The organism is Gilliamella sp. B2969 (assembly GCF_026536195.1).
In the GTDB taxonomy this organism is placed as follows: Bacteria; Pseudomonadota; Gammaproteobacteria; order Enterobacterales; family Orbaceae; genus Gilliamella.
The window spans coordinates 1-14,201 of sequence record NZ_JAFNOP010000012.1 but is presented as its reverse complement, the minus strand read 5'-3'; the positions used below and the strand labels follow the sequence as shown (position 1 = coordinate 14,201).

Below are 14,201 nucleotides of genomic sequence, written 5' to 3'. Positions count from 1 at the left end.
AATAGCTCTACAACTTGAATAATTTGCAAAAGATAAAGACGAAAATAATATTACAGATAGAATTATTAATCTTTTCATTGTTAACCTCAAAAATTGAAATAATTTTCAGCGTCTAAAACTAGGACCTTTTGCGCAGAAATATAGAACCCATAACTCAATTCAGATTCAAACCAAAAAACTTTATGTATTCGTTGCTCTGACGTAGAGAGTTGATAACCATTTGATCTTACGCCGATGTCGCAAACCCAATTTTGATTTTTGTTGCCATTAAAAAAACTAGCTCCGACTGAAACCGTTGCGTGCATCGGGCGTTTAATACCATTTATTGACTGCCATTGACCAAGTGAGTATCTTTCAAAACTTGTTAACACCGGATTAATGAAGATTTCATTACAAGAATCATATACAACATTTTTATTCTTATATATTCGCAAGCCAAATTTTGATGTTTTTATGTGACCGACACCAAAAATGACAACTTTAACTTTAATTGTTCGATTACTTACATGCCCATTATGATCGTAAGGAACATAACCAAAAACGTCATAATATCTGTGCTCAAAATCTTTACCAATTGAAATGGTTGGATCGTCGCAATAAAAAAATACAAATGAATTATAATTTGATAATGACGGATCTATATCGCTAACTCTCCATCCTTGATTGCTGATTTCTATATCTCCTTTCCATATTACATTAGTAAAATTACTATACTGATTAATTTGAAAAAAAGAACTAACACCATTAAATAAAATGCCGTGACCATTAGCTTTAATGGATTTCGGCCACGTCAAAAGAACAAGCTGTTGATTTTGGTCTAAATATACTTCATCAGGATACTTCGACCAAGAATTTCTCCCGTATTCACCATTCTTGAAACATAATTGACGATTTTGATCTAAATAAGCAATAGGATCACTTGATGCATCAATAAATGTTGCCCCTGTTGAATCAGTACCAAAAGACCAAAACCCACACGGCTCTGACAAATGAGCATAATAATCATATCCCTCAGGTACATACAATCCTGTTTGCGGATATACATTTGAACCTAACGCGCCTGAAATACACATTGTCGTACACTTGCTATCTAATTTATATGCCGTACCCGTTTTTGTGAAAACTTTAATTCCAAATGACATTACACCTCCAAATTACCGATTTGAACAACTAAAGCACCTGTTTCATCGAAAACTTTTAAACCTTCACCATTGAGTACAATTCGACCCTCATTATAAAATGAACTATTTATTTCAAAAGTACCATCCTTAAATAACCTCCACCCAGACTTACCTGGTATATAGTTTTCTGATTGTATAGTATCTGATATTTTTGCAAAATTTAGAGTTGAGTTACCTATGATTGCATCATTCATGATGACAAAACCATCCTTGACGATGAAAGCGGGTACTGGTGTACCATTAGCTTGATTCATGACCATCAATTTATCAGCAAGGAAAATAACATTTGACTGCATACCTACATCGGTATTTTCAACACCCATGGTCATACCCGCAACATACTGCCTACCATTATTATCAACCTCCACTTTCATTGTGCGGTAGGCAGATAATTTACCATTGGTGTCTTGGATGGCTTTTGACACATCATTAACTTGCGCAGACACATTACCGATATTAGTATTAATTGAATTAATACTATTAGCCTGTGAAGTAATTACATTACCTTGCTGGGTAACTTTTGTATCCATTTGATTAATGGCTGTTGCATTATTTTTAACACTATTATTTACACTATCTATTGATGATGATAATTGCGTTAGAATGTTACTTTGAGACTCAATCGATTCACCTTGTTTTACTGTCGTTTGTTTAAGTTCATTGATAGAAGCGTTCGCGCCATTTAAATTTGATGAGATTTCGGTCAATTTAACTGCGGTTGCCTCACTTTCATTTACAACCAAAGCTTTCGTTTCTTTTATTTCAGCATGAGCATTACCGATTTCTTTTCGCCACCTTTGAGAATCAACATCATTTGCTAAAGCGTTTTCAATAATGGACTTAGCATTTTCGATTGATAAACGTGTATTTTCAGCCAGCATAGTAGTATGGTCTGTGATTGAGCTGGTGTTATTATTTGTTTGTTCGACTAATGAGTTCCATGCGTCAGTCTCTTTTATTTCCTCAAAAATGTGATCGGTTAAGTCATTGGTATTGGTACTGGAAATACCTTGCACCCAATCGGTCCAATCACTCACATTACCAATTTTATCAACTAAACGAGCACGATAGAAAAAAGTTTGACCAATTGCAAGTCCCATTTGTGAATAGCTGCAACTAGGATAACTGACATTAGAAAGTAATCTTGCATCTTCTTCATTTTCATTGTTGGAATATTGAATTTCGGTATGGCTGGTATCGCCCGCGCCTTTAGGAAAGGACCAAGTTAAATCTATACCCAATATCACATCATCACTTGCGCTAAAGCCGACAGGTTTTTCGGGTGTTCCAACTTTGCCTTTAATGAATTTTGATTGTGAATATGCCCAAGGTGATGAAGTATCAAGCGCATTAACAGCGCGAACACGCACATCATATGTACCCGAATAAATACCTTCAATGGAAAAATTAGTTCCATTAGTTTTGCCAATATTATTCCAAGATGAATTATCTTTTCGCCATTGGGCAATATAATTTGTTGCACCTTCAACGGCATCCCACTGAGCATTCAAACACGAAATAGACAGTCCTTGTGAGATATAGCTACTTTCAAAAACACTAATAGTTTTTGGCGATGATACCGCTGTCGGCGGTACCACAGTAATTGGTTTAGGCTCAATTCGGATTCCATTATCAATGTAGTTGAATTTATTGGGGTCATGCTCCACAGCAGTAATGTTGAATTTACCATTTTCACTTGCCGATATTGAGGTAACCCGAAAATATTGAATAGCAACATTATCACTGTCAATACACCAGATTGCTCCAGCGACAGGTGTTATTTTATAGTTTGCAGTCACCGTAATTGTTTGCCGATCTTCACTAATTGATCTAATCGTTCGACTTTGCGCGGTACCATCGGGCAAATTAATCACTAAACGATCTCCGGCTTGATAATCTATCTTTCTATCAAGTGTGATTTTTCGACCAGTAACTGATTGTATTCGTCCGCCGTTTTCTTTACCTGAACGTGAGGGATCGGCGATACCAATAATTCTAGCTGGTAAAGGAATGTAACCATCTAATCCGACAGTAAACGCAACCACTTCATCTTTCGCATTTGAAAGCAAAGCCCATCGTCCACGCCTTTGGGCTTCGGCTTGCGATGTACAGCCTATAGCGGTTAACTTCATGACATTAACATCATAACGACGCATCAAGTCATAATCCCATACGGGTTCAACATCGTCACAGTAGTGGTTATCCGGATCTGAATAGGCCACTAAACATGATGTATAGCGATTTTTATATGAACCACTTGAATAGGTAAAATCACCAACAACATTTGAAGGATGGTAAATAAAATCAGGTTCATCTTGTGGCATATCCGCCGTTAGACAGATTTGATCGTTACCCCAAAATAGTATGCCTCGAAATGAAGCCACCAGATCTTTTAAAACAGTATAGGCTTCTTCCTGACTTTGTATATATTCATTACAAACAAAACGTGGTTCTTTTCCGCCTCGCCCATCAGATACCATCTGATCACAATACTGACCCAGTTGATAGATAGACCATTTATCAAGCATGCTGGCATCAATTCTTAACCCCATTCCGGCTACTTCATCACGCATTAAGTAATAGGCAAGCCAAGCAGGGTTGTTGGTATAAGCCATTTTAAAACCACCTGTCCATGTGCCAATGTATGTTCGACTCACTGGATCGTAATTATCAGGAACCTGGACAACTTTACCTTTAACTTTACAACTAATTTTAGGTATTGAACCATTAAATTGACTCGCATCTAATTCGATATAAAGCAAGGCGGTATTTGGGTAACGTAATTTGCTATCAATTATTTCAGCATAGGATGACACGCCAAATGCATTAACCAATTTACTCGATTTTGAATCAGGAGTGAATCGTCTTACTCGTATAGCCCAACCATCAATAGCTTTTGGTAAATTAATCCGGTGATCACGCTGATATTCTGAAGTGGTTTTACCCTGAAACGTCCCATTTATCACCGTTTGAAAAGCACCACCATCAGTTGATAATTCGATAACATATTTGGTAACTGTACCAACTGAGTCACCATTATCCTTATACTCAACGTGAGCCGGTAAACTCAATTTAATACGAACTGCATCCAGATCTAAATTCGAAAATGCACGCACCCACGGTTTATCAGCTTTAACTGTGAAACCAGCTCGCAATTCATTACTAATTTCGGGTATACCTTGAATATAGTCTTGCGTCTGCGAGCCATTGCGAAATTCCCAATTGACGCCTTTGAAGTTACGAGAACCATCTAAATTGGCCAGCGGAGTGTTATCAATAAAAATGTCTTGCTCTGTTAAATGTCCCTGAATTTCACCTTCGCTTAACGCTAATAACAACTTAAGTTTGGCGTTTGACAGTAAATTATCAGGTTGTTCATATGGCGTATGTTGTTTTTTACTTCCGCCTTTTTGCCCTTCTATCAATTGCATAACTCACCTACTGTTGGTCTTCTGAATAAATACCGGCATTAATTACCGCGCCACCAATTTCACGTTCACCAAGCAAAACAGGCACAGGATAGCCAACAGCATTAGTATTCACTGGCCCACCAAATCCATAATTAGGTTTATTTTCGGCACTCGATGATTTACCTGCATTAAATTTAGGCTGTGGAGTCAGTAGTTGAACCACGCCCCCCAACATCATGCTAATACCAATTCCTGTTAAAATAGATGTTGCGCTCATCGTACTAGCCGTCAAGAGAGTTCCCCACTGAGCTAATGTTGCCCCTGCTGTAAAAAAAGCGGCAACTAATGCAACTGCACCAATAATAATTTGAAACATGCCTCCACTTTTTGCACCTTGTGTGACTGGCATAATCGTATAGTTTTTGCCATTCGCATTAATATCAAACTCATCAATACCAATATTTTTGCCATCAACAAAAAAAGCGAACTTAATACCTTTTAAATGCGCTGAACACATGTATTTTTCAAATCCTTTGATCGTTGCACATAGTGCGCGTAATAGTTCTTTAAGATTTTGCACATCATATTGATGATTTTTACCAAACTGCTTAGCCATTGCACCTTTTAGTGTTAAATTACTGAGCATGAAATAACTCCTTATGTCGTACTATGCGAACTGTTCTATCTCGAAAATATTTACCGTAAGGCGTACGAGTCGATAATTGACCGTATAAATGATGTAAAATAAGATTGTCACCAACATAAATAGCAGCATGATTGGTCACTTGCGCACCAATACGCATCATGATGATATCGCCAACTTGCATTTCAGTGATGTTGACTGCAACAAATCCTTCAGCTTGCCAATTATCATCATAAAGATGTTCTGTTCCGCTTTCCCACCACTGCCTTGGAACCGAATAATTATTTAAATCAATATTATATTCTCGCTGATAATAATCCATAATCAGTGACCAACAATCAGCATGCCCAAGTAGCCATTGGCGTCCGGTATAATCTCGATTTATGCGCGGTGATATTGTGCAAAAATCACCATCGGGTACAGATATAATGCCCCACTCAATACCTGAATGATCACATTGAATACGGTCAAATTCAGATGGCACTAGTGATACAACATCAGGATGAGAGTGAATAATCATGATAATTTCGCCCAACTTTTCGGCTTGTAACTGTTCGTCAGCGGCAATCAAAAAATGCTCTTTAGGATTATCAGAAATATTCTGACAAGGAACATATTTTTGTGATTTACCCGTATCAATAATCAATCCACAGGCTTCATTTGGGTATTGACTTTCTGCATGATTTTTTATGGCATCTAATAATTTTTGTCTCATATTACTTACTCTGTAAATTAGCTGCAGGAAAACCACCAAAAGGAAGCGAAGCATTACCATGCCTTGCTTTACAATCTTTTAAAAGTCCACCGCATACATCTTTTGCTGGATCGTCCGTTGGATCACCAGTTTTGGTGAAATATTTATTACCAGCATAATCACAACCAGTACCACTTCGATACCAGCCACGCATACACCAAGTGCAAACAGTGGTAATTTGCCTTGTTGGTAGCTGTAGATTTTGGATATCAAAAGGTGAACACAACTCAAATTCAACCATAGTTTTGGTTTCTGTTTTTTTGCTATTTACATAAAATAGTTGGACGCGTTCTTGAGCTGGATCTGCATTTGGATTACCATTAATCCAGTTGGCCGCATCAAGATACTTAGCCATTGTGGTATGGATTTTAATTTTTGCTTGAACTAAATCTGCATAATCCAAGCAAAGCCTTGTCACTTTTCCTTCAATATTGCCAACTGATAACGTTGGTGTCGGTTGGGCGCCTGTGCTACTCAACTCAAGACCTTTTAGTTCGTAAGGGTAAGGTAAGTATTCTTTTCCTTGCCATTTAATAGAAGGTAAATTATCAACAACAAAAGAGGCCCAACCCTCTGATGAGACATTATGCGCATGAAAACGAAGGACTTCATCTAATCCAAATTTTGTTCCATCAAGTTCGATAAGTTGAATTAGCTCGTTGCCTTCAAGTGCTTGTAAGTCTTGTGTTATTGGCATTTATGTTCTCCAGACATAAAAAAACCACCTAAAGGTGGTTAATTGAATAGGTAATAATAATTTATGGTGCATAAGCCTGAATAAATTTGAATGATAGTGAAATAACATTTCCTCCCATAAATTCTGATTCGATAGATTTATTTACGACTCGGTATAACTTTTCTTCACCATAGGGATTAGTCCATTTGAAAGATTTGATAATATGAGAATTTAAAAAAGCGCGAACTTGTTTAACTTCGCTTTGTTGCCCCATATAAGTCAATTGCCACTCTTCTGTAGTACTATTAATACCGGTGCTTGATAATTGTGTATAACCATCGCCAAAACTAATTTCATTAATATTGGATAGATCCGAAACTTTTGGATTTCCCATTGTTTTCCATTGAAATTTATCTACTGCCATAACCTCTCCAATAACTTATCTTGCATGCATTACGTTATATAAGTCACCACCTGGTGAAACAAGTTTTTTCATCATCTCATTCATGCGTTGCTGTATAACGGCACCAACTTGAGCCTCAACAGCTTTTGCATCAATATTATTTGTTGTAGTTGTTGCTGAGTTGTTTTCTGATGACATATTAACGGCAATATTTGCCGATACATTTACAGCACTTGTTGATTGATTCGATTGACGAGTAAAAGCAATGGGTGAAGCCTGACCAACATCGACATATCCACCATTAGCATACTCTTGTTTTTTATCATTCATTAATGCATAAAGTGTATTTACTCCTATACGTTTGGTTGCTTCTTTAGTGAAAACAAATTCACCTTTGTGAACAATACCTGCTGGTTGATATTTATTACCTCGACCGGTAAAGCCCCCTGGGTTTAACGCATATCCAACATTACCACCCATTGCATAACCACGAATTTCGCCGCCACTGTAGGCATCTTGAAGTCCCCCTGTCGCTTTACTTGCTCCACCACCAAACCCCATCCACCCTAAAGCTGTTTGAATTACTTGGGCTAGTATTAGCTTATTAATAATTTCAATAATATTAATTAAGATAGAACGGGCAAACTCGTTAAAATTGGCTTTTCCTGTAGTCACTAATTGAGTCATCATATTTGCCATAGAGCCCATGGTATTTTGTGCAAACCCTTTGGCTGCGCTAAATACGTCTGAAGAGGTTTCTGCAAATTCTTTTAAACCAGTTTTTAATCCCATAATCCAATCACTTTTCTGTGTATCATCTAAGGCATAACGTTGTTCTAAAAGATTGGCTGCTGATATGTAATCTTGAGTGATGCTAACAATATCTTCTGATGTGAGATGATTACTAGGATCTAAATCTTTTTCTTTTCTTCTTTCTAGTTCAATCCTCTCAGAATAATGGGCACTTTCAGCCGAGCTCATGCCAAAAGTTGCTTTTTTATCAGTAATACTATTTTTATACTGGGATATAGTTTCAGAAATATTTTCTTTTATTTGTTGTGCTTTGTTAAGCGCATTAATTTCTTCTGCTATAGCTGCATTTTTTTCATACTGCAAACTTAGAGATAATTTATTAGCCAACAAATAACGTTCTTCAGCCGTTAATTTGCTTTTATCTGTTTCTTCTTCAAGCATTTTAATTTGAGCTTGAAATTCTAAGTATTTTTTTCGTTCAGCCGTGATATTTTGTACTGTTGTATTTTGCTCTTTTAAAGAAAGCAATTGAATCTGTAAGCTTTTTTCAACTTCTCTATTAGATTCTAATAAATTGTGCTTTGGCGTATAATTGAAAGAATTAATGTTATTATTTGTTGGGTTTGGGTTTGGGTTTGGGTTTGGGTTTGGGTTTGGGTTTGGGTTTCCATTATAGTCATTTAAAGTGTTTAAACTTACAACAGCATCATGAGATTTAACAACCAAGCCATTTAATAATTTGATAAGATCATTTAATGAGTCATCTTCCTCTCCTGCTTTGAATTTTAAATCTGACACAAATACAGCTAAATCATTTAATTTTTTTGAGGATGAAGCTGAATCTTTTGTTGATAAAATATCAAATATTTTTTGATAGATTTCTAATATTAATTGCTTTTCTGTATTAAATTTTTTCGCTAAAATTTGTGCTTCATTTTCAATTTTTTGTTTTCTACGTTCTATCTCTTCTTGTACTTGTTGTCTATTTTCTTCATCAATAATAGAACTTCCAGATTTATAACTCCCACCAGGATTTTGCTGATTTTTTTTAATAAAATCCATATCATTAAAAATATTTACGTTATCTTTAGCAAAATATTGTTTTAGCGTTTCTTTTAATGAACTAAGAGTCTGATTAGCATCTTGCTTAGCGACTTCAACTGTTGCTTGCGCTAATTTAGGATTGATTTTATTTAATTTAATTATCTCATTTGTGAAAGAAGCAATGCCGTCTTGATTAATTTTTATTACGTTATATAAACTTTCTTGCGCTTTTCTTAGTGTTTCTGTTGCTGTTGTCGATTTAGAAAAATAGGAAATCAAATCATTACCAACAACAATTCCAATTTCAGCTATTGTTCCTACTATACTTGCTATCGGATTTTTAAATAGTGCCCCAATTTCAACTCCATATTCAGCAAATGATAAAAGAGGATTTTTACTTTTTTGTGATTGTTCCGATAACTCTTTTATTTGATCAGAAAGCGAACTAAGTGTTACTTTCATTTGATCATTTGAAGCAGAAAAATCCTTCTGTATTTCAATCAGTTCTAATAAACTATTTTGAGAACTCTCGATCATTTCATCATAAAATTTCAATGAGTGAGCATCAAAAAAATCTGATCCATTATTTCTAGATAACCTATTTTGAGTTAAAAGAAGATTATATAATTCATCATTAACTGGAGAAATAACTTTTGATAGAATCATTAATTCTTTATTTTGTTTTTCTAGTACTTTAGAATTTAATTCTATCGCTTTAATATTTTTTACAAGTAATTGTGTATACTTCTCAGAAAATCTTAGATTTTTTTCAGTCGATGAACCTAGTGTATTTATTGCCGCAGCCGATTCCTTTGATTTTTTTACAAAAAAATCAAGCTGTTTATTTACTTCTGTAACGCTTTTAACATTAATTTTTAACGTTAGCGATGTAATTTGTTCTGCCATAATACTCTCCAGGCATAAAAAAACCCGCCAAAGCGAGTTTATTAAGTAATAAGTTGTTCTACTAAAATAGAGAAGCCAATCTTAAATTAAATCTGTTGCTAAATATTATTTAAAGAATTTATTACCAACAATAATAGTGCTTACTTTATTTCTTGTCTTTTGGTTATTATATCTTGCATTTCATTTGATATGGTTGAAATCGCTGAAATGCTATTTAGCACAGTCTCATCGGCCCAATGCGAATTGCCCATATCACTAATTAATAACTCAGATATAGCGGTGATATGACTTAATTTTGCATATAACTTATCAAAATCTGATTCGGCAATAATAATATTTCTGTTCATCTCTATTTCCTTAACTAACTTAATTTTCTATAAATCTAATAAATGGATTGATTCATTAATGGCTCTATTATGTATGCTTACTTTGCTATTTGTAATTTAGATTTGATTGTTTATTGCAATTTTACAAATTGCAAATTAATCAATAACTTTTGTTTGCGCACCTTCACTAGGCTGTTTTAAAATGATTATTTCAATTTTGTTATCACAATCTTTATTTGTTTGATATCAATAAATTAATTTATTATGCTATTTTTTATTGGTAATAAATCCGTTTCGATTCGTTTTTCCATTGCTCATTTATGAATAAATAGATGTGACTTATCGCTTATCTTATTTAGATTAAAAATGATAAGTGTTAGATAACCGACTTTCGTCGGTTATTTGGTTTTATGAATTATTTTTAAGGCTTGGCTTTCCATTAGTTGAATATCGTGAAAAATCGTTTCGCTTTCTAAAATATTATTCACTTTCATCACCCAAGGAAGGCAATTATAATCAAGCCCGATTAGTCCACTCATGCTTGTACGCCATTGCGTTGACATGGCTTTAAATAATCGAAATGAATCTAAATTATCCTGCCATATCTCTATAAATTCGCCATCATAATCATCCTCAGACAAACCAAAAGCAGCTAATTCATCTTGAGAAGGTTCAGGCGTATATAACGCAGTGACAAGCTCAATTAGTTTTTTTCGCGTTGACCAAATAATTCTTTATAGTAAGTTGTTGTAATTGCTTGTGAAGCAGATGGATAGTTATTTAATAAAATTTGCATATTGTCTTGATTAAATTCATCATTTAAACTCCAACCAGCGACAATTTTCATGATAAAATCAATAACACCATTATTTTTCAGTTCATCTTCAAATTTAGCAAGCTCATTGACTGGATAATGTTTGAAAGTAAACTCAACTGATCCGTCTTCTTGGCCAGGCCGAGCAATTAGCACTTTGCATTTAAAAGTGGGATCTGCAATTAATTTAAATTTTGCCATTGACCATTCACCTTATTTATCTTTATAAAATGTAATAGCGGGTGATTCAACAGTGGTACTAATTTTTACTGTTTCAACTTCGTTAATCGTGGTTTCTGGTGTTGGATCAAATGAAACCCGCACCGCGTCATAACGTGTTTCATTCGCTTTTGGTACATACATTTTCATAGCCACAACTTCATTGGTTTGATCTAAGCTTTGTAGTAAAGGATAAATCGGTAATGAGCTATCATGAGCAATGGTAAAAGTTTTGGTTTTAGCTGATTTTATCGTCGGTAATTGACGTTCTGTTTCATCTTCTAAAAATTGAATTTGTACAAATTGTTGTTCACCGCCCTCGCTGGCTACTTCTTTAATTTGTGGCAATCGTTCCCAATCGGTAATTTTAGTAAGACTACCAAAGCCTTCGTTAGCTGGGAATACATTAACATTACTTGTGTTAATATTACCTAAAGTGACATCGGTATTATTAACACGTACAATTCGTGCCACAACATTATTTAGTTTATTCCAAGACGAAGCAATAACAACTTCGTCATCAACATTAAGTCCATGCCCAGCTTTTAATGTCACGACAGCCTCTTTATCGTTAGTAATTAGATTAAAATCAAGCTTAGCATCTTTTGATTTTTGCACGTAAACTCGTGCACCATTAGGTAAAGCAAAACCCATGTGTTAACTCCTTTATTTTATTACATTAAAGTGTCAGCATGATAATTCATACTGACGGGAATAGTGTAAGTGGTTTTATCCGTTATAGTAGGATAAGCACTTGGTACAGAATTAATATAAAGCGCAAAATTGTCTTTTTTTAACTCTAAATTAAGTGGGAAGTGAGCAATAATCGCATCACATATACGCAAAGCATCTGATTTGCCCGTATTGATTGGTACTGATAAACACCTTAATAAACTCTTGATTCACTGTCCAAATCGAAACAGGTTGTGATCGCTGGTAATAAAGTTGATCTTAAATAAGCATTATCATTCTGTTGAATAGTAACATTTTTATCAAAAATGGATAATTGTACCTGTTTTGCAACTATTTCAAGATATGATTCAAGCCGTTCCGAAATAGGCAAAATCAATTTTTACCTCTTTACTAAGTTTATTATTAGAATATATCTATACTTTCAATATTGCTTTTCTGATCGTTTTGTTTGGTGTATGTCTTACATTATCAAATTCCAATCGAGTAATATTTTGAATGTGATTAGTGATATAAATGAATTGCACATCACAAAACATATTTTTATTTGTGCCATGCAGTATTTTGAAGTGTTAGTAGAATCAATGTAATTGACATTTTCTTTATCAACTAATTCTACTTCTGTAGTATCAGATGATACGTGCCAATTGGACTCAAATTGTCGACTAAAATCTGTCTGATGATTTTCTAATTCAAGAAATTTGAGATGAGTTATTCGAAGGGGGTAGAAGACGATGTCTTGTAAAATATCGATACTTATTTGTTTTACCAGCGTATCAGGCTTATCTTTCCCTTGATTAATAAACTAATTGATTCCATTCAAAAAATTTTGTAGTTGCTAGACATAACCAACATCTATTGTTACAAAATTCATTTAAGCACTGAGCAAAATTGATAAGGTTAAAGTAAGAGTAGTAACTAGATTAACCCATTTACATATGTTGTTTTTCCACTGTTTTTTATCGCGGTTAACACCTGTTGACGGTTAGATGTAGGACTAAAACTTATGTGCACCCATTGATTATGTTCTTGAATAAGCTTATCAAATTCAACTCTTGCATCGATTAAGCGTTGACAAATTTCTTTAGGTGTACCAAAAGACGAATGAAAATCGACGGCTAATCCTTGCGTGTGTGCACTGGTTGCGACTCCACCAACACGCGCATTTAGCGCAGGGCAACGATAACCAGAAGTAATAATAATGGGCTTTCCTAAAGCTTGTCTGACTAATTCCAACTTTGCAGCGGTGAATTTAATATTAGGCATCAACTCTGTAGGCACGCTATTATCTATCTTTAATCTGCTGGCTAATAGAGAGTTAGTAAATTCCTCTAATTTAAAGTTTGCTGTAAGTTTCACGGTTATTCTCCTTTAGCTTTTTTTAACAGTTTTTCTTCGAGTATTTTTATTAGGGTTGCACCAGACCAACCAGCTAGACCAGCTACGCCTCCTGCTAATTCAAATTCCCAGTTGAAATAACTTGCGCCCAGTACAACCAATAGACCGGCAAATATTGAAATAAATATTTGTGCAAATAACACCCAGACATTGAATTTGTTGCCATTGAGCACGTGATAGCAATAACTCGCTAATGAGCCCAATAAGGTGACAATCATTAAATAAATGACAACATACCAATTAATGTTGTTAGGATCTTTTATAGGCATAATAAATCTTTATATAAGTTAACAACGGTAATTGAATTTAACCGCTGATTTTGTTTATTTAAAATAGGAAAAATAATTAATAAAAACAATGTGATAGGTTAATTTTATTGAAAAGAACATGTATTAGAAATAATGCATAATACTATGAATTTCTTAATCTTTATCTTGTCATTATTAGACAAATTATTTAATTTTAATGAGTAATAAACGATTGAACCTAATATCCCTAATATTTTACTATTTTCTAATCATGCAATATCAAAAATAGTTGCCGCCTCCTTTTTTTAATAGTAATTTCATATAACAAATTGATAAAATTATAAAATATTTACCAATAAACATTTTTATAATGTCAATTAGACTAATTTACATCAAAATCATTGCTACTGTTGTAGCAAGTAGAAATCGATAAAAGGTAAATAATAAGATTGATACGCAAAAGATTATCTTGTTTTCTTGATGAATTAAGATGTTTGGTGTCATTTAAGAGCATTAATACACTATCAAATAAAATTTAATATATTATTGATTATTTACCTAATTAATCTCTAAATATTTGCATTACCCTATTTCGAACGACTCAAATTCAAAATTAATTTAATTAGCCAAATATCCTATTTTGCAAATATTTCACATAACAAAAAAGCCCGTCTATTGCTAGCGGGCTTTTTTATGCGTTTAAATTTTGATTATGGACTAATTATATATGCTTATT

General features: G+C 34.2%; 14 protein-coding genes. All 14 read right to left on the bottom strand.

Features of this window, described 5'->3' with window-relative positions; translation table 11 throughout:
• Positions 1–86: 86 nt before the first annotated feature.
• The 14 genes from J3U66_RS10945 to J3U66_RS10880 all read right to left on the bottom strand — a co-directional run bounded on the left by J3U66_RS10945 (position 87) and on the right by J3U66_RS10880 (position 13,486).
• Positions 87–1,142: a hypothetical protein gene (locus tag J3U66_RS10945; protein WP_267334201.1), complete on the bottom strand. Its 1,056-nt coding sequence runs from the start codon at positions 1,140–1,142 to the stop codon at positions 87–89.
• The gene (locus tag J3U66_RS10940; RefSeq protein WP_267348976.1) at positions 1,142–4,612 is read right to left on the bottom strand and encodes a host specificity protein J; all 3,471 of its coding nucleotides are present in this window, start codon (positions 4,610–4,612) and stop codon (positions 1,142–1,144) included. The genes J3U66_RS10945 and J3U66_RS10940 overlap by 1 nt, the downstream gene beginning before the upstream one ends.
• Positions 4,613–4,619: 7 nt before the next feature.
• Positions 4,620–5,237, bottom strand: coding sequence for a tail assembly protein (locus J3U66_RS10935; RefSeq protein WP_267348974.1), 618 nt, complete (start codon positions 5,235–5,237; stop codon positions 4,620–4,622).
• Entirely contained in the window at positions 5,227–5,949 is a 723-nt protein-coding gene (locus tag J3U66_RS10930) for a C40 family peptidase (RefSeq protein ID WP_267344020.1), read from the bottom strand. Before J3U66_RS10930 ends, J3U66_RS10935 begins: the two co-directional genes overlap by 11 nt.
• A gap of 1 nt (position 5,950) precedes the next feature.
• Positions 5,951–6,685 (bottom strand): phage minor tail protein L, encoded by a 735-nt coding sequence (locus tag J3U66_RS10925; protein WP_267334198.1) that lies wholly within the window; start codon positions 6,683–6,685, stop codon positions 5,951–5,953.
• Positions 6,686–6,746: 61 nt separating this feature from the next.
• A complete protein-coding gene (locus tag J3U66_RS10920) occupies positions 6,747–7,088 on the bottom strand; it encodes a phage tail protein (protein ID WP_065634665.1) in 342 nt (113 codons plus the stop codon).
• A 15-nt stretch (positions 7,089–7,103) separates the two neighbouring features.
• On the bottom strand, positions 7,104–9,770 hold the full coding sequence (locus J3U66_RS10915) for a phage tail tape measure protein (RefSeq protein ID WP_267348972.1): 2,667 nt from the start codon (positions 9,768–9,770) through the stop codon (positions 7,104–7,106).
• A 140-nt stretch (positions 9,771–9,910) separates the two neighbouring features.
• Positions 9,911–10,117 (bottom strand): hypothetical protein, encoded by a 207-nt coding sequence (locus tag J3U66_RS10910; RefSeq protein WP_065798291.1) that lies wholly within the window; start codon positions 10,115–10,117, stop codon positions 9,911–9,913.
• Positions 10,118–10,494: 377 nt separating this feature from the next.
• On the bottom strand, positions 10,495–10,737 hold the full coding sequence (locus J3U66_RS10905; protein ID WP_065798292.1) for a DUF1799 domain-containing protein: 243 nt from the start codon (positions 10,735–10,737) through the stop codon (positions 10,495–10,497).
• 62 nt (positions 10,738–10,799) lie between these two features.
• Positions 10,800–11,111 (bottom strand): phage tail assembly chaperone, encoded by a 312-nt coding sequence (locus J3U66_RS10900; protein ID WP_267334195.1) that lies wholly within the window; start codon positions 11,109–11,111, stop codon positions 10,800–10,802.
• A 12-nt stretch (positions 11,112–11,123) separates the two neighbouring features.
• Entirely contained in the window at positions 11,124–11,783 is a 660-nt protein-coding gene (locus J3U66_RS10895; RefSeq protein ID WP_267334194.1) for a phage tail protein, read from the bottom strand.
• 20 nt (positions 11,784–11,803) lie between these two features.
• Positions 11,804–11,998: a phage tail terminator-like protein gene (locus J3U66_RS10890; protein WP_267349045.1), complete on the bottom strand. Its 195-nt coding sequence runs from the start codon at positions 11,996–11,998 to the stop codon at positions 11,804–11,806.
• Positions 11,999–12,737: 739 nt separating this feature from the next.
• Complete coding sequence (locus J3U66_RS10885; protein ID WP_267348970.1) at positions 12,738–13,178, bottom strand: D-Ala-D-Ala carboxypeptidase family metallohydrolase; 441 nt, start codon at positions 13,176–13,178, stop codon at positions 12,738–12,740.
• 2 nt (positions 13,179–13,180) lie between these two features.
• A complete protein-coding gene (locus J3U66_RS10880) occupies positions 13,181–13,486 on the bottom strand; it encodes a phage holin family protein (protein ID WP_267334192.1) in 306 nt (101 codons plus the stop codon).
• Positions 13,487–14,201 lie beyond the last annotated feature (715 nt).